The following is a 15,342-nucleotide window of genomic DNA, read 5'->3' as shown; positions in this document are numbered from 1 at the left end:
CCATGCGCATCCGCGACCATCGGGCCGATGACGAGCCAGAGATCAGCCTTGTTCCGCTGATCGACGTGATCCTGGTGATGATCATCTTCTTCGTGGTCACCGCCACGTTCGACGCGCGCTCGGTCATCCAGCTGGAGCTGCCGCGCGCGGCCGGCGAGCAGATCGAGGCGACCCAGCCGCTGGTGGTGCTGGTCAATGCGGACGGGCGCTACTTCGTCGATGACCGCGAGGTGCTGCGCAACGACGTTGATTCGTTGAAAGCCATAATCTCGGAAGTCGCCGGCGCGGAGCGCGAGCGCCCGGTGATGCTGCGGGCCGATGCGCGCACGCCCTACCAGGCCGTGGTGACGGTGTATGACGCGCTGGGCCAGCTGGGCTTCCGCCGGATCATGACCGCCACCGCCTCGCCGGAAGCGGATGCTGCGGCCCAGGATCCGATCCAGTGACCGAAGCCACCTCGCCCTGGCAGATCTACCGCCGGTTGCTGACCCTGTCCAGGCCCTATCGCGCCCTGCTCGGGGTCGGCCTGGTGGGCATGGTGATCGAGGCGCTGGCCGGCGGCGGTTTTACCTGGCTGATGCGTCCCATCATCAACCAGACCTTTATCGCACGGGACGCCGCGGCCAGTCTGGTGCTGCCGCTCGCCATCGTCGGCCTGTTCGTGGCCCGCGGCATTGCCGGCTACCTGACCGACGTCAGCATGGCGCGGGCGGGCCGCAGCATCGCCCGCGACCTGCGCGTGCAGGTGCTCGGCAAGTACCTGCGCTTGCCCGGCCAGCGCTTCGATGCCGAGCCGGTCCCCTCGATGCTGGTCAAGCTCAGTTCCGACAGTGACCAGGTCGCGCAGGCGGCCATCGATGCGATGAAGGTCATGCTGCAGCAGTCCCTCCAGGCCATCGTGATGGTCGGGGTGATGCTGTGGACGAGCTGGCAGGTCACGATCCTGATCCTGATCCTCGCGCCGCCGCTGGGGTGGGTGATGGACAAGGTCGGCCGGCGCTATCGGCGGGTCAGCCACCGCATCCAGGAAAGCGGCGCGCAGCTGCTGCAGTCGGCCGACCAGGCGCTGGCGAACCAGCAGGAGGTCAAGGTCTACGGCGCGCAGGGCGTCGAGCTGGAGCGCTACACCGAACAGGCCAACCACCATCTGAAGCTGAGCATGAAGGTGGAGTCGACCCGCAGCATCTCCTCGGCGCTGGTGCAGCTGATGGGCGCGGTGGGCCTGGCGATGCTGCTGTTCTTTGCCGGCCGCGAAGCGCAGGCGGGCCGGATGGACGCGGGCAGCTTCGTGGTCCTGATGACCTCGATGATGGCCATCATCCCGGCGCTGAAGCAGCTCACCAACGTGCAGGGCATGCTCCAGCGCGGGGTGGCATCCGCGCAGCGCCTGTTTGACGTCATCGACGCCGACGACGAGCCCGACGCGGGCACCCAGCCCCTGCAGCGCGCCCGCGGCAAGATCGAATTCCGCGACGTGTCTGCGCGCTATCCCGGCCAGGCCCGCAACGCACTCAGCGATGTCAGTTTCATCGCCAGGCCGGGCACGGTCACGGCGATCGTCGGCCGCTCCGGAAGCGGCAAGTCGACCCTGATCAAGCTGATCCCTCGCTTCTATGAGGTGGAGTCCGGCCAGATCCTGGTGGACGACCAGCCGCTGGACGCCTACCGGCTGGCGGACCTCCGCCGGCAGATCGCGCTGGTCGGCCAGCACGTGATGCTGTTCGACGGCACCATCGCCGCCAACGTGGCCTACGGCGAGCTCGAGCAGCCGCCGGCGGACCGCCTGGAGGCAGCCATCCGCGGTGCCAACGCGACCGAGTTCGTCGAGCGGCTGCCGGGCGGCGTCAACAGCCCGATCGGTGCCAAGGGCAGCAGCCTTTCGGGCGGCCAGCGGCAGCGCCTGGCGATTGCCAGGGCGATGCTGAAGGACGCGCCGATCCTGATCCTTGACGAGGCAACCGCGGCCCTGGATACCGAGTCGGAACGACTGGTGCAGGACGCTTTGGAGCGACTGATGCCCGACCGCACCACGCTGGTGATCGCCCACCGCCTGTCGACCATCGAACACGCCGACCAGGTGCTGGTGCTGGACGAGGGCCGGATCGTCGAGCGCGGCACCCACCACGAACTGCTGGCGCGCGATGGTCTGTACGCCCACTTGCACCGCATGCAGTTCCGGGAGCCGCAATGAGTACCGGCCCCGCGCGGCGGCGCGAGCATCAGCCGGCGTACTGGTACAGCGACCTGCCGGTGCCGCTGTTCGCGCGCGCCCTGGCGTGGCTGTACGGCATCCTGACCGGGCTGCGGCGCTGGTTCTATCGCGTCGGCCTGTTGCGGCGTCGCCATCCGGGCGTTCCGGTGCTGGTGGTGGGCAACATCACCGCCGGCGGGGCCGGCAAGACCCCGTTGACCATCGCGCTGGCAAACCGGCTGCAGCAGGAGGGCTGGACACCGGGCATCGCCAGCCGCGGCTACGGCCGCACCGACGCGGGATCGCCGGTGTGGGTGGAGGCGAGCACCGCGCCGACCGTCGGCGGCGACGAGCCGGTGCTGATGGCGCGCCGCACCGGCGTCAAGCTGCGCGCCGACCGGGACCGCGCGGCAGCGGCGGCGGCGCTGGCAAAGGCCGGCTGCGACATCATCCTGTGCGACGACGGCCTGCAGCACTACCGGCTCAAACGCGACATCGAGATCGAGGTGGTCGATGGCGCACGCCGTTACGGCAACGGCCGCCTGCTTCCGGCCGGGCCGCTGCGCGAGTTGCCGCCGCGTGGCGATGCCTGCGACTTCCGCGTTATCAACGTCGCCAATGCGCCGGTCAGCGACGTCAACGGCACCGGGTTCGGCGAGTGGCCGATGCGGCTGGCCAGCCACGATGCCGTCCCCGTGCTGGGGGGCAGGCCGCGTCCGCTGGCCGCTTTTGCCGGCCACCGCGTGCACGCCGTCGCGGGAATCGGCAATCCCGAGCGTTTCTTCGCGATGCTGCGGGCGCTGGACATCGCGGTCGTGCCGCATGCCTTCGCCGACCACCACCGCTATCGCGCCGAGGACTTCCAGTTCGGCAGTCCCCTGCCCGTCCTGATGACCGAGAAGGACGCGGTCAAGTGCGCGGGCTTCGCGACCGACGCGTTCTTCAGCGTGCCGGTCAGCGCGGAGCTGCCGGAAGGGTTCTGGGTGTCGCTGCTGGACCGGATCGGGCAGGTCGGCAAGGCATGAATCAAGCGACCGGTACGCGAGCGGATAGCGCTCTCGACTTTGTTGTCGCGATCCCGGCACGGCATGACGCGACCCGGCTGCCCGGCAAACCACTGCGCCTCATCGCCGGCGAGCCGATGGTGCTGCATGTCGCCCGTCGCGCGCTGGCGGCGGGAGCACGCGACGTCTGGGTCGCGGCCGATGACCTGCGCATTGCCGAGGCGCTGGAGGGTGCCGGCGTGCAGGTGGCGATGACTTCCGCCGCGCACGCTTCCGGCACCGACCGCCTCGCAGAGTGCGCGCGCATCGCCCGCTGGAGCGAGGACACCATCGTGGTGAACCTGCAGGGCGACGAGCCGTTCGCACCCGCGGCGGGGATTCGCGCGGTGGCTGCATTGCTTGCCAGCAGCGGCGCGGAAATGGCGACCCTGGCGGCGCCGATTGATGAGGTCGGGACGCTGCTGGACCCGAACGCGGTCAAGCTGGTGCGTGCCACCAACGGCGACGCGCTCTACTTCAGCCGCGCGCCGGTGCCGTGGCCGCGCCAGGCCTTTGCCGCTGATCGCACGCGGATGCCTGAAGGCGGTCCGTGGCTGCGACACATCGGAATCTACGCGTACCGGGCCGGATTCCTGCAGCGTTTCGCGGCGATGCGACCGGGTCGCCTGGAGCAGATCGAGCTGCTGGAGCAGTTGCGCGTGCTGGAGGCCGGGCACCGCATCGCGGTGGCGCTGACGCCCGAGCCCTTCCCGCCCGGCGTGGATACGGCCGAGGACCTTGCCCGGGCCGAAACCCTGATGCGGTCCGCGAGTGGAACGCGCTAGAAGCCCGCAGCTTCGTCCTTGCGCTGGAACACGTGCTTCATCACGAAATCCGGGGTCACTTCCTCGCCGCTGAGCAGCATCGCGGTCAGTTCACCGCCCAGCACCTGCGGTGAGATCACCACGTCGGGCTGGGCCAGCTTGACCCGGCTCAGATGCTTCGCATCGTTGACGGCGGCCACGGTGCGCGCCGTGCCGCCCAGCTCTTTCACCGCAAGGATCACGAAGGCGTTCTCCGAGTCGTCCACCAGCATCGCCAGCACCGCCTCGGCGCGGTCTGCGCCGGCCTCGCGCAACACGTCGGTACTGCTCGGATCGCCGATGACGATATCCATCTCGCGGCTGTCGCTGTCCTCGGGCGGCGCGCGCAGCAGGCGGGTCACCTTGTTGCCGCGGCGCGCCAGTTCGCGCGCGGTGTTGATCGCCAGCGAGCCGCTGCCGATGACGACGAAATGGTCTTCGCGTTTCATGCGTGTCCCCTTTTGCGTAACGATGCGTTTCAGGCTGTTGCTGACCATCGGCGCGATGACGGCGGTCAGGGAGGTCGCGAACACAGCGACGCCCAGCACGATCACCGAGATCGTGAACAGTTTGGTTTCCGACGTCTGAGGCGTGATGTCGCCGAAGCCGACGGTGCTCATCGTGACCATGGCGTAGTAGAGCGCGCTGACCAGATCGGTGATCGGCGGGTCGAAATCGCCGCCCAGGTAGTAGGCGCCGAACGTCGCGTACATCAGCAGCATGACCACGGAGGTCACGGCGAACAGGGTGCTGGCGGCAACGCTGCTGCGGTCGAACTGCCGCCAGGCGATGAACAGTGCCAGCAGCATCACCACGAAGTAGGCCAGCAGCATGTGCGAACGGGCCTGTCCCAGCAGCAGGCTGGTGACGCCGGTGAGGGCAAACAACAACGCCATGCTCCAGGCCAACCGGGAGCGCGACAGCAGGCCTCCGGCCATGATCAGCATGCCACCGCCGATCAACAGTCCCGGCAGCCGCTGGGGGCGGACGGCGAAGTGGCCGTCCAGCATTCCGTACAGGTAGGTCCGCCAGTCCGCGCCGAAGTCCAGGCGCAGCAGCAGCACTCCGCCGATGGCCAAGGCAAGGGCGAGTGGAACGTGCGGAAACCAGCGCTCGCCGTGCAGCACCGAGTACCAGCGGCGCATGAGTGCCCGCATACGTGCGACCGGTCGCACCGCGATCCTGCCGGCGGGGTCACCGGCGATCATGCGAGCCACTCGATCAGGCGCACCGTCGCGTACAGCAGTCCGCCAATCAGCGCGCCGATCGCGGTGCCGTTGTAGCGGATGTACTGCAGGTCGCTGCCGACGCTCAATTCCAGTTCGCGCACCAGCTCGCGGGTGTCCCAGCGCTCCACGCGTTCGACGATGAAGTCGCGGATATTGCCGCGATACTTTTCGATCAGCGGGCCGAGGGTGTCCAGCACCCACTGGTTCAGCCAGGCCTGCACGGCTGGATCGCTGGCCAGCTTGTCGCCGACCGCACGCGACGCGTCAGCGACCTTGCCCGCGATCGCCGAGTCGTGGCGCTGCAGGTCATCGCGCACCCAGTCCAGCACCTGGGTCCAGGACTCGCGCAGATAGCGCGCCAGCGCCGGATCATCCAGTACCCGGTCGCGCAGCGCCGAAACCTTGTCCTGCAGCGACGGATCCGTGCGCAGGCGATCGATGAATGCGTCCACGTAGTTGTCAAAGCGCTGGCGCAGCTCGTGTTCCTGGTCCTCGGCCATGTCGGTGATCAGGTCGCTGACACCGGCGATGATTTTAGCCGCAAGCTTTTCCGCGACGGCGTCATCGAGGCGAGTCAGCCGCAGCACCGACCACAAGCGCGGCGAGATCTTGCCGGCGATCAGGTGCTGGGTGTCTTCGTTGGCGAGCAGGTCGCCGACATCGCGCAGGACGCTGTCCAGCAGCGCCTGGTGGCGGCGGTCCTGGGTCATCACCTCAAGAAGCTGGCTGCCCAGCTCGGCGACATCGGCGCGCTGCAACTGCTCGCGGACCAGTCCCAGCAGGAACCGATGCAGGCGCTCGCTGTCCATCAGCTGCAGCAGGTGGGGCGCGACGCTGACCACGAACGCGCCGATCCGGTCCGCGTGCACCGGATTGGCCAGCGCGATTGCCAAGCGTTGGCCCGGGTTGAACTCCTCCACCCGCCGCAGCACCTCGCCGCTTTCCAGGAAGTGGTCGCTGATGAAGTTCGCCAGCGAGCGGCCCAGCGCCACCTTCTTGTTGGGAATGATGGCGGTGTGCGGAATCCAGCGCTGTCCCAGCGGGTGCCGGAACAGCGCCACCACCGCGAACCAGTCCGCCAGGCCGCCGACCATCGCCGCCTCGGCCATGGCCACCAGCAGGTCGAAACCCCAATGCGGGTGGGTGATCCGCAGCCAGGTGCCGATGCCGAACACCGCCGCAGCGACGGCAAGCATGCTGACCGCGATGCGTTTGCGCCGTGCCAGCGCCGCTGCGCGGGGGTCGCCGGCAAGCCTGGCCGGCGGCGGAGGCGGGGGGTCTGGTGCGGGCGGTGGCGGATCGGGTTCGGCTGTCATCGTCGGGCGGGTTGTCCTGGTTTTGAGTGCTGACGGGCCTGCCGGGGCTTGCCCTGACGCATAATCTGCCCCATCCATGGAGTGCATGCTTACCCCTTCATCCTTTGCCCTTTGCAATGACCCGCGCGAGCTCGTGGACAGCATCCACACGTGTGTCGGGACTGGATTGCCCTCCAGCACGAGGGGCCCGGTGGCATGAAACTGGCAACTCCCGCGTTCGATGGCAAGGCGTTCGCCAGGACATTGAGCACTGCGCCGGGTGTGTACCGGATGATCAGTGCCGATGACAAGGCGCTGTACGTGGGCAAGGCGAGCGCATTGCGAAGCCGTGTCTCGAGCTACTTCAACGCGACGCCGAAGTCGGCGCGGATCATGTCCATGCTCGCCCAGACCGCGCGCATGGAAGTCACCGTCACCCGCACCGAGACGGAGGCGCTGATCCTCGAGAACGAGCTGATCAAGTCGTTGAAACCGCGTTACAACGTGCTGCTGCGCGACGACAAAAGCTACCCCTATGTGCTGCTGACCAACGAGGAATGGCCGCGCATCGCGATGCATCGCGGGCCGCGCTCGGTGCCGGGTCGGTATTTCGGTCCCTACGCCAGCGTCGGCGCCGTCCGCGACACGCTCAACCTGGTGCACAAGCTGTTCAAGCTGCGCAGCTGCGAGGACAGCGTGTTCGCCAACCGCACCCGACCGTGCCTGCAGTACCAGATCGGGCGCTGCAGCGGCCCCTGCGTCGGCCTGGTCGACGCGGACGCCTACGCCGAAAGCGTGCGCCGCGCCGTGCTGATGCTGGAAGGCCGCAGCGACGAGCTGACCGACGAGGTGGGCCGCGCCATGGAGGCCGCCAGCGCTCGCCTGGCCTTCGAGGAGGCGGCGCGCCTGCGTGACCTGCTCGGCTCCATCCGCACGCTGCAGGCACGCCAGTACGTCGACGGGCGTGCGGCCGACCTGGACGTGCTGGCCGTGGCGATGCAGGGCAGCGCGGCCTGCGTGATGCTGCTGGCCTTCCGCGATGGTCGCAATCTGGGCACCCGCTCGTTCTTCCCGCGGACCAACGGCAGCGAGAGCGCGGAGGAAGTGCTGGCGGCATTCGTCTCCCAGTACTACGGCGAGCATCTGCCGCCGGGGGAGATCGTGCTGGACCGCGATATCCCCGATCGCGAGTTGATCGAGGCCGCGCTGTCGCACGCCGGGGATCGGCGCGTGCAGCTGCGCTGGAACGTGCGCGGCGACCGCGCCGGCTACCTGGGCCTGGCACGTCGCAACGCCCAGATCACCCTCGCCAGCGAGCGTACCAGCCACGCCGCCCAGCTCGCGCGTGCACAGGATCTGCAGAAGATGCTCGGCATGGACGAACTCCCCGGGCGCATCGAGTGTTTCGATATCAGCCACACCATGGGCGAGGCGGCGGTCGCCTCGTGCGTGGTGTTCGACGCCGAAGGGCCGGTACGTGGCCAGTACCGGCGCTTCAACATCGCCGGCATCGAGCCGGGCGATGACTACGCCGCCATGCACCAGGCGCTGAGCCGGCGCTTCAAGCGCGCGGTGGCCGCGCAGGGCAAGCCGGCCGGCGTGCTGCCCGACATCCTGTTGATCGACGGCGGGGCCGGGCAGGTCGCGCAGGCGCGGGCAGTGCTGGACGAGTTGGACATCCACAGCGTCGTGCTGGTGGGCGTGGCCAAGGGTCCGGCCCGGCGTCCGGGCGATGAGGACCTGCTGCTGCCCGACGGGCGCACGCTGCACCCGGGCGCCGACTCGCCGGCATTGCAGCTGGTCCAGCAGGTGCGCGACGAGGCGCACCGCTTCGCGATCACCGGTCACCGCGGCCGCCGCCAGAAAGCACGCAGTTCGAGCCGGCTGGAGGACATTCCCGGTATTGGCCCGCGCCGACGCGGTAACCTGTTGCGGCACTTCGGCGGCCTGGGTGGACTCAAGGCGGCGGGGGTGGAGGAAATTTCGCGGGTCGACGGCATCAACGCCGCGTTGGCCGAGCGTATCTACGCAAGCTTGCACGGGCTTGAAGAGGCGGGCGGCGCGCCGGATGACGGCACACGGAGCAACGGATGAAGTTGACGGTACCCACCATGCTGACCCTGCTGCGGATCGCGCTGATCCCGGTGCTGGTGGTCGTTTTCTACCTGCCGTTCAAGTGGACGAGCCTGGCGGCGGCGGCGATCTTCGCGTTTGCCTCGTTCACCGATTGGGCGGATGGCTGGATCGCGCGGCGCTACAACCAGTTCTCCGCGTTTGGCGCCTTCCTCGATCCCGTAGCCGACAAGTTGATGGTCGCGGTGGCCCTGATGCTGACGGTGCAGAAGCACCCCACCGTCTGGATGACCCTGTGGGCAGCGGTGATCATCGGGCGCGAGATCGCGGTCTCCGCGCTGCGCGAGTGGATGGCCGAGCTCGGGCAGCGGGCGAAGGTGAAGGTCGCCACGCTGGGCAAGATCAAGACGGTCGTGCAGATGCTGGCGTTGGTGTTCCTGCTCTACCAGAAGCCCCTGTTCGGTCTGCCCATTTTCACCATCGGAGAGTGGTTGCTCGCGGCCGCGGCATTGCTTACGCTCTGGTCCGGTTTTGCGTATCTGCGAGCCGCGTGGCCGTCGATGAAAGAAGATTCACGAGGCAGTTGACAGTTCTGTCTGCATGCCTACAATAGTCGGCTCAGTCAGCGGGAATAGCTCAGTTGGTAGAGCACGACCTTGCCAAGGTCGGGGTCGCGAGTTCGAGTCTCGTTTCCCGCTCCAAACATGGCACCACGGTTCGCCGGGGTGGCACCGAACAAGGCCCCGGTTTCGGGGTTTTGTTTTTTCAGGGGATTGTCCAGTGCAACTCCCGCCGCAGGGGTTATCCTTGTGGCACACGTCATCCGGCCGGGTGGCAGAGTGGTCATGCAGCGGACTGCAAATCCGCGTACGCCGGTTCGATTCCGACCTCGGCCTCCATTTGAAACCCCTGACTCGTCAGGGGTTTTTTATTGGCCGCATGAAGCGGTCGATCAGGCCTTCTTCGCGCCCAGACGCAGCGCGTTGGCCACCACCGACACCGAGCTCAGGCTCATCGCCAGCGCGGCGATCATCGGGCTCAGCAGCAGTCCGGTGAACGGGTACAGCACGCCCGCGGCGATCGGCACACCCATCGCGTTGTACAGAAACGCAAAGCCCAGGTTCTGCTTCATGTTGGCGACGGTGTGCCTGGAGATCGCCAGCGCCCGCGTGATGCCGCGCAGGTCGCCTTTCACCAGTGTCACTTGCGCGCTGGACATCGCCACGTCGGTTCCGGTGCCCATCGCGATGCCGACGTCGGCGCCGGCGAGGGCAGGGGCGTCGTTGATGCCATCACCGGCCATCGCGACCTTGCGGCCTTCGGCTTGCAGCTTCTGCACCAGTTCAATCTTGTCCTGCGGGCGGACCTCCCCGTGTACCTCGTCGATGCCGAGTGTTTCCGCGACTGCCTTGGCGGTGGTGACGCCGTCGCCAGTGGCCATCACGATCTTCAGGCCCGCCTCGTGCAGCGACTTGATGGCATCGCCGGTGGTCGCCTTGATCGGGTCGGAAACCGCCAGCAGGCCAGCCAGGGCACCGTCGACCGCCAGGTACATGACGCTGGCGCCCTCACGGCGTAGCGCTTCGGCCGGTTTAGCGAGTACCGACGCATCCACGCCGACCTCGTCCATCAGCGCGGTGTTGCCGATCGCCAGGGTGGCGCCGCCGACCTTGCCGCGTACGCCGATGCCGGTGGAGGACTCGAACGCCTCCGGGGTTTCCAGCGTCATCTCGCGCCGCCGCGCCTCGGCGACGATGGCATCCGCCAAAGGATGCTCGCTACCCTGGTCGAGACTGGCGGCCAGACGCAGCACTTCGTCCCCGCTGAAGCCTTCGGCCGCCAGGGTGGAGTGGAACGCGGGGCGTCCCTCGGTGAGGGTCCCGGTCTTGTCGACAATGAGGACGTCGATCTTGCGCAGGTTCTCGATGGCTTCCGCGTCGCGGAACAGCACGCCTTCGCCGGCGGCGCGGCCCGTCGCCACCATGATCGACATCGGCGTCGCCAGCCCGAGCGCGCAGGGGCAGGCGATGATCAACACCGAGATCGAGTTGACGATGGCAAAGGTCCACGACGGCTCGGGGCCGAAAAGTCCCCAGACGACGAAGGTCGCAATGGCGATCGCAATGACCGCCAGAACGAACCAGAACGAGACCTTGTCGGCCATGCGCTGCATCGGCGCCCGCGAGCGTTGCGCCTGAGAGACCAGCTGCACGATCTGCGAAAGGACCGTCTCCGAGCCCACTTTTTCCGCGCGGATCACCAGCGCACCACTTTCGTTGAGGGTGGCGCCGATGACCTTGGAACCGGGGCTCTTCTCGATCGGGATGGGCTCGCCGGTGAGCATCGACTCGTCGACGTTGGAGCTGCCCTCGATCACCTCGCCATCCACCGGCACCTTTTCGCCCGGACGGACACGCAGGCGATCGCCGACGTGGACGTGGCTGAGCTCGACATCCTCTTCCGTGCCGTCATCGTTCAGCCGGCGCGCGGTCTTCGGGGCGAGTCCCAGCAGTGCCTTCAGCGCCGTGGAGGTCTTGGACCGGGCGCGCAGCTCGAGCATCTGGCCAAGCAGGGTCAGCGAGATGATCATCGAGGCGGCTTCGAAGTAAACCCCGACCCGGCCGTGCTCATGGAACGATTCCGGGAACAGGTCGGGTGCGAGCGTCGCCACCACGCTGTAGCCGAACGCGGCGCCCACGCCCATGCTGATCAGCGTCCACATGTTGGGGCTGCGGTTGCGGACCGACTGCACGCCGCGCACGAAGAACGGCGCGCCCGCCCACAGCACCACCGGCAGGGTGAGTGCGAATTCCATCCAGGTGCGCGCCGCCACCGCAAGCGCCGGGAAGCGGTGGCCGAACATCGCCAGCACCATCACGACGACCGAAAGCGGCAGGGTCCACCAGAAGCGGCGGCTGAAATCACGCAGCTCCGGATTTTCCTCATCGTCCAGGCCCGGCATTTCCGGTTCCAGCGCCATGCCGCAGATCGGGCACGTGCCCGGGCCTTCCTGCCGGATCTCGGGATGCATGGGGCAGGTGTAGATCGCCGCTTCCACAGCCGGCGGAGCCGCGTCTGCGGCTTGCGGGTCAAGGTAGCGTGCCGGATCAGCGACGAAGCGCTCCTGGCAGCGGGCCGAGCAGAAGTGGTGGGTCGTGCCTTCGTGCTCGGCGTGGTGTGCGGTCGTCTCAGGATCCACCTGCATGCCACAGACCGGATCGGTGACCGCGCTCCCTTCAGCGGAGTCCTTGTGGTGATGGGGGTTGTTCATGGGTCCCTCCCGGGGGCGGCGATGGCGATGGCAGGATCTGCGGCGGCTGGGTGTGTGCGGGGCGGCTCAATTCCCGTGGCGGGCGAACTCCGATGTGGTGCCGTCGTTGGCGACCAGCTCGACGACATACGGCTGCACGCGTCCGTCGGGGAGCTCCATGCCCGGCGAGCCGGCCGGCATGCCGGGCACAACCAGGCCCTTGGCATCGGGACGCTCGGCGAGCAGGCGCTTGATGTCGTCGGCGGGTAAATGGCCCTCGACGAAATAGCCGCCGACTTCCGCGGTGTGGCACGAGCCCTTGCCGTAGGGCACGCCAACGCGCTCCTTGATGGGATTGAGGTCTTCGGTATTCACAACCTCCACCGTGAAGCCGGCCTTTTCCATGTGCTCCACCCACAGGTGGCAGCAGCCGCAGCTCGCGCTCTTGCTGACGACCATCATCGGCAGCGCCGATTCGTTCGGGACCGGAGTGTGGACGGCGGTTTGCGATGGGCTTGCGGGTGTCGCTGCAGTAGCCATCGCGGGATTGTGGTCCGGCGCTGCGGCACACGCGGTGAGCGCATGTGCGGAGGCGAGGGCGAGGGTCAGGAAGACGAGACGATTGCGTTGCATGGTTGGTGCTCCGTTAGAACCAGATGCGCACGCCCGCCACCAGGCGGGTGTCACGGGTGTTTTCGCCATCGGCGCGGCGGAAGTCGGCGGTGTTGCCAAAAACACGTTCGTGGGACACGCCCACATAGGGGGCGAAACGGCGGTTGATCTCGTAGCGCAGGCGCGCTCCGGCTTCCATCGAGCTCAATCCGGAACCGACGCCGCGCTGTGGATCGTCCTTGCCGAACGCGGTGATCTCGAGCAGCGGCTGCAGGATCAACCGGTTGGTCAGCAGCAGTTCGTATTCCGCCTCCAGGTTGGCTGCGGTCTGGCCGGAATCGCCGACGTAGGCGGTGGCCGAGACGTCGAATTTCATCGGGGCCAGACCCTGCACGCCGAAGGCGGCCCAGGTCTGTGATTCGCCCGGATTGAAGTCGTGCTTGATGCCCGCCAGGACATCCCACCACGTCGAAACGCTGCGACCGTAGAAGACCTCCAGTTCCGCCGCATCGGTCCTGCCGCCGATCCGCTCGCCGTCGGTGCGCAGCCAGAGGCGATTGATGTCGCTGCCAATCCAGGCTTCTCCCTCCCAGGCCTGGCCGGTTCCCGGGTCAGCGTCCCACGCCTCGAGCCGGTTGAAAACGACGTAGCTGTTGATCTCCGGGGCGTGTTGCATGGGGCGGTGCAGGACCGGGAATGCGGCCGTGCGATCAGCGTCGGTCACTGTGGGAATCGGCGTGATCGGCTCGCTGGGTGGCGTGCCTTGTCCCACTGAGTGATCCATCGCGCCGTGGTTTGTCGCGTCGTGTCCCTCATGGCCGGAGGGGTCCTGTGCGACAGGTGCCGGCGTCGAGGCGGCGTGGCCGTGATGGTGCTGCGCAACGGCGGTGCCATGCAGTGCCAGACCCAGCGCGAGTGCCAACGCGGCGGGAATATTTACGCGGCTCATTCCTCGACCCTCACTTCGCGCATCATTCCGGCTTCCATGTGGTAAAGCAGGTGGCAGTGGAAGGCCCAGCGGCCCAGTGCGTCGGCGCGGACGCGATAGCTGCGCTTGGTGCCCGGCGGGATATCCACGGTGTGCTTGCGCAGGTGGAAATTGCCGTTCTCGTCCTCCAGATCGCTCCACATGCCGTGCAGGTGGATGGGGTGGCCCATCATCGTGTCGTTGACCAGCACGATGCGCAGACGCTCGCCGTAGTTGAGCCGCAGGGGTTCAACATCGGCGAACTTGAGGCCGTCGAACGACCAGGCGAACTTCTCCATATGCCCGGTCAGGTGCAGCTCGACCTCGCGGCTGGGCTCGCGGCCGTCGGGATCGTCGAACAGGCTCTTCATGACGCCGTAGGTCAGCACCTTGCGGCCGTTGTCACGCAGGCCCATGCCCGGATCGTCCAGCTTCGGAGCCAGGGACATCGCCTGCATGTCGACCAGCGGGTTGCCGGTCTCGCTGGCAGGATGCTGCTGCATGCCGTCGGCCGAGTGGTCCATGCCGGCCATTGCACTCATGTTGTGGCCGGAGTGGTCCATGCCGGCGTGTCCTGCCGCACTCCCTCCTGCACTCTGGGCGCCACTGCGGGGGTCCATGCCGCCGTGATCCATCCCGCCATGCCCCATGTCGTCCATGGTCAACAGCGGCCGGGGATCCAGCGGTGGCACCGGCGGCTGCAGGCCCTGGCGCACGGCCAGCGTGCCGCGCGCGTAGCCGGTACGGCCCATGTCCTGGGCGAAGATCGCAAACGCGTCCGCTCCCGCCGGCTCGACCAGCACGTCGAACGTCTCAGCCACGGCAATGCGGAACTCGTCGACGGAAACCGGGTGGATGTACTGCCCGTCGGCGGCGACCACGGTCATTTTCAGGCCGGGAATGCGCACGTCGAAATAGGTCATCGCCGAGCCGTTGATGAAGCGTAGCAGGACTTTTTCGCCGGGCTTGAACAGGCCGGTCCAGTTGCCCGACGGCGCCGTGCCATTCATCAGGAAGGTGTAGGTGTGGCCGTTGATGTCGGAGATGTCGGACGGCGTCATGCGCATCTGCCCCCACATCTTCCGGTCCTGCAACGTCGCCGACAGGCCGTCCTCGCGTGTGTCGCGAACAAAATCGCCGACGGTGCGCTGGTAGTAGTTGTCGAAGCTGGAGTCCTTTTTCATGCGCCGGAACAGCGCGGTGGGATCCATGTCGGTCCAGTCCGACAGCAGCACCACATGCTCGCGGTCGTAGTGGTAGGGCGCCGGAGCACGCGGTTCAACGATGATCGGGCCGTACAGGCCCGCCTGCTCCTGGAACATCGAGTGGCTGTGGTACCAGTAGGTGCCGGACTGCTGCAGCTGGAATTTGTAGGTGTAGGTCTCGCCGGGAGCGATGCCGTCGAAGCTCAGGCCCGGGACACCGTCCATGTTGGCCGGCAGCAGGATGCCGTGCCAGTGGATGGACGAATACGCATCGCGCAGCCGGTTGGCCACGCGCACCGTCACCGTGTCGCCTTCGCGCCAGCGCAGAAGCGGTGCGGGCAGCGAGCCATTGACCGTGATCGCCGGCCGCGCGCGGCCGGTGAAATCGACCATCGAGCCGCCGATGGACAGGTCGAAATCGGTGCCGCTGAGGATCTGCAGCGCCGGGGTCTGGCCCGCGGCGGCGAACGCCGGCAGCCGCCAGAGGCCCATGCCCGCAGCGAGGCCGCCAGCGGCCAGGCCCGTGACGAAACGTCGTCGGGAAGGCGCCGCCGGAGGGCGGTCGGAAGAGTCGGTAGACATGGATCACTCCGTGAATTCGGATAAGTCGTCGTCCGCGCAAAGGCGGAATCGCTCGACACTTGCCGCCACCGCGTCGAGCACGCGCGTATGGA

At 67.5% G+C, this 15,342-nt stretch carries 12 protein-coding genes and 2 tRNA genes; 8 read left to right on the top strand and 6 right to left on the bottom strand.

Annotated elements, in window-relative coordinates:
• The first annotated feature begins 2 nt into the window (after positions 1 to 2).
• The 4 genes from INQ40_RS07905 to kdsB are packed head-to-tail and all read left to right on the top strand — an operon-like array spanning position 3 to position 4,019.
• Positions 3 to 446: a biopolymer transporter ExbD gene (locus INQ40_RS07905; RefSeq protein ID WP_194340004.1), complete on the top strand. Its 444-nt coding sequence runs from the start codon at positions 3 to 5 to the stop codon at positions 444 to 446.
• Positions 443 to 2,191 carry a lipid A export permease/ATP-binding protein MsbA gene (gene msbA, locus INQ40_RS07900; protein ID WP_228481962.1) on the top strand — a complete coding sequence of 583 codons (1,749 nt, stop codon included), beginning with the start codon at positions 443 to 445 and terminating at the stop codon, positions 2,189 to 2,191. The genes INQ40_RS07905 and msbA overlap by 4 nt, the downstream gene beginning before the upstream one ends.
• Complete coding sequence (gene lpxK, locus INQ40_RS07895) at positions 2,188 to 3,216, top strand: tetraacyldisaccharide 4'-kinase (RefSeq protein ID WP_194340003.1); 1,029 nt, start codon at positions 2,188 to 2,190, stop codon at positions 3,214 to 3,216. Before msbA ends, lpxK begins: the two co-directional genes overlap by 4 nt.
• Entirely contained in the window at positions 3,213 to 4,019 is an 807-nt protein-coding gene (gene kdsB / locus INQ40_RS07890; RefSeq protein ID WP_194340002.1) for a 3-deoxy-manno-octulosonate cytidylyltransferase, read from the top strand. Before lpxK ends, kdsB begins: the two co-directional genes overlap by 4 nt.
• Here the strand turns inward: kdsB and kch are convergent.
• On the bottom strand, positions 4,016 to 5,245 hold the full coding sequence (kch, locus tag INQ40_RS07885) for a voltage-gated potassium channel protein (protein ID WP_228481961.1): 1,230 nt from the start codon (positions 5,243 to 5,245) through the stop codon (positions 4,016 to 4,018). The two genes, kdsB and kch, sit on opposite strands and share 4 nt — an antisense overlap.
• The gene (locus tag INQ40_RS07880; protein WP_194340001.1) at positions 5,242 to 6,462 is read right to left on the bottom strand and encodes a DUF445 domain-containing protein; all 1,221 of its coding nucleotides are present in this window, start codon (positions 6,460 to 6,462) and stop codon (positions 5,242 to 5,244) included. The genes kch and INQ40_RS07880 overlap by 4 nt, the downstream gene beginning before the upstream one ends.
• Positions 6,463 to 6,777: 315 nt before the next feature.
• On the opposite strand from INQ40_RS07880, the gene uvrC reads away from it, so the two are divergent.
• The 4 genes from uvrC to INQ40_RS07860 all read left to right on the top strand — a co-directional run bounded on the left by uvrC (position 6,778) and on the right by INQ40_RS07860 (position 9,533).
• Entirely contained in the window at positions 6,778 to 8,655 is a 1,878-nt protein-coding gene (gene uvrC / locus INQ40_RS07875; RefSeq protein WP_194340000.1) for an excinuclease ABC subunit UvrC, read from the top strand.
• On the top strand, positions 8,652 to 9,221 hold the full coding sequence (pgsA, locus tag INQ40_RS07870) for a CDP-diacylglycerol--glycerol-3-phosphate 3-phosphatidyltransferase (protein ID WP_193983532.1): 570 nt from the start codon (positions 8,652 to 8,654) through the stop codon (positions 9,219 to 9,221). Before uvrC ends, pgsA begins: the two co-directional genes overlap by 4 nt.
• 38 nt (positions 9,222 to 9,259) lie before the next feature.
• Positions 9,260 to 9,335 (top strand) — tRNA-Gly (locus INQ40_RS07865).
• Between the two features lie 124 nt (positions 9,336 to 9,459).
• A tRNA-Cys gene (locus INQ40_RS07860) sits at positions 9,460 to 9,533 on the top strand.
• A gap of 53 nt (positions 9,534 to 9,586) precedes the next feature.
• Here INQ40_RS07860 and INQ40_RS07855 read toward each other — a convergent pair.
• The 4 genes from INQ40_RS07855 to INQ40_RS07840 form a co-directional block, all read right to left on the bottom strand.
• The gene (locus tag INQ40_RS07855; protein WP_255524313.1) at positions 9,587 to 11,839 is read right to left on the bottom strand and encodes a heavy metal translocating P-type ATPase; all 2,253 of its coding nucleotides are present in this window, start codon (positions 11,837 to 11,839) and stop codon (positions 9,587 to 9,589) included.
• Between the two features lie 132 nt (positions 11,840 to 11,971).
• Positions 11,972 to 12,517 carry a DUF411 domain-containing protein gene (locus INQ40_RS07850; protein ID WP_194339998.1) on the bottom strand — a complete coding sequence of 182 codons (546 nt, stop codon included), beginning with the start codon at positions 12,515 to 12,517 and terminating at the stop codon, positions 11,972 to 11,974.
• A 13-nt stretch (positions 12,518 to 12,530) separates the two neighbouring features.
• On the bottom strand, positions 12,531 to 13,445 hold the full coding sequence (locus INQ40_RS07845) for a copper resistance protein B (protein ID WP_194339997.1): 915 nt from the start codon (positions 13,443 to 13,445) through the stop codon (positions 12,531 to 12,533).
• Positions 13,442 to 15,250 carry a copper resistance system multicopper oxidase gene (locus INQ40_RS07840; protein WP_194339996.1) on the bottom strand — a complete coding sequence of 603 codons (1,809 nt, stop codon included), beginning with the start codon at positions 15,248 to 15,250 and terminating at the stop codon, positions 13,442 to 13,444. Before INQ40_RS07840 ends, INQ40_RS07845 begins: the two co-directional genes overlap by 4 nt.
• Positions 15,251 to 15,342 lie beyond the last annotated feature (92 nt).

This window comes from Lysobacter sp. H21R4 (genome assembly GCF_015277535.1).
In the GTDB taxonomy this organism is placed as follows: domain Bacteria; phylum Pseudomonadota; class Gammaproteobacteria; order Xanthomonadales; family Xanthomonadaceae; genus Novilysobacter; species Novilysobacter ciconiae.
The sequence above is the reverse complement of the archived record's forward strand: the minus strand, read 5'-3'. Positions and strand labels throughout refer to the sequence as shown.

Bases quoted from the DNA above. Each gene is read 5' to 3' on its own strand.
- INQ40_RS07905 (WP_194340004.1), top strand. From the start codon at position 3: ATGCGCATCCGCGACCATCGGGCCGATGACGAGCCAGAGATCAGCCTT.
- lpxK (WP_194340003.1), top strand. From the start codon at position 2,188: ATGAGTACCGGCCCCGCGCGGCGGCGCGAGCATCAGCCGGCGTACTGG.
- kdsB (WP_194340002.1), top strand. From the start codon at position 3,213: ATGAATCAAGCGACCGGTACGCGAGCGGATAGCGCTCTCGACTTTGTT.
- kch (WP_228481961.1), bottom strand. From the start codon at position 5,245: ATGATCGCCGGTGACCCCGCCGGCAGGATCGCGGTGCGACCGGTCGCA.
- INQ40_RS07880 (WP_194340001.1), bottom strand. From the start codon at position 6,462: ATGCTTGCCGTCGCTGCGGCGGTGTTCGGCATCGGCACCTGGCTGCGG.
- uvrC (WP_194340000.1), top strand. From the start codon at position 6,778: ATGAAACTGGCAACTCCCGCGTTCGATGGCAAGGCGTTCGCCAGGACA.
- pgsA (WP_193983532.1), top strand. From the start codon at position 8,652: ATGAAGTTGACGGTACCCACCATGCTGACCCTGCTGCGGATCGCGCTG.
- INQ40_RS07855 (WP_255524313.1), bottom strand. From the start codon at position 11,839: ATGCAGGTGGATCCTGAGACGACCGCACACCACGCCGAGCACGAAGGC.
- INQ40_RS07850 (WP_194339998.1), bottom strand. From the start codon at position 12,517: ATGCAACGCAATCGTCTCGTCTTCCTGACCCTCGCCCTCGCCTCCGCA.
- INQ40_RS07845 (WP_194339997.1), bottom strand. From the start codon at position 13,445: ATGAGCCGCGTAAATATTCCCGCCGCGTTGGCACTCGCGCTGGGTCTG.
- INQ40_RS07840 (WP_194339996.1), bottom strand. From the start codon at position 15,250: ATGTCTACCGACTCTTCCGACCGCCCTCCGGCGGCGCCTTCCCGACGA.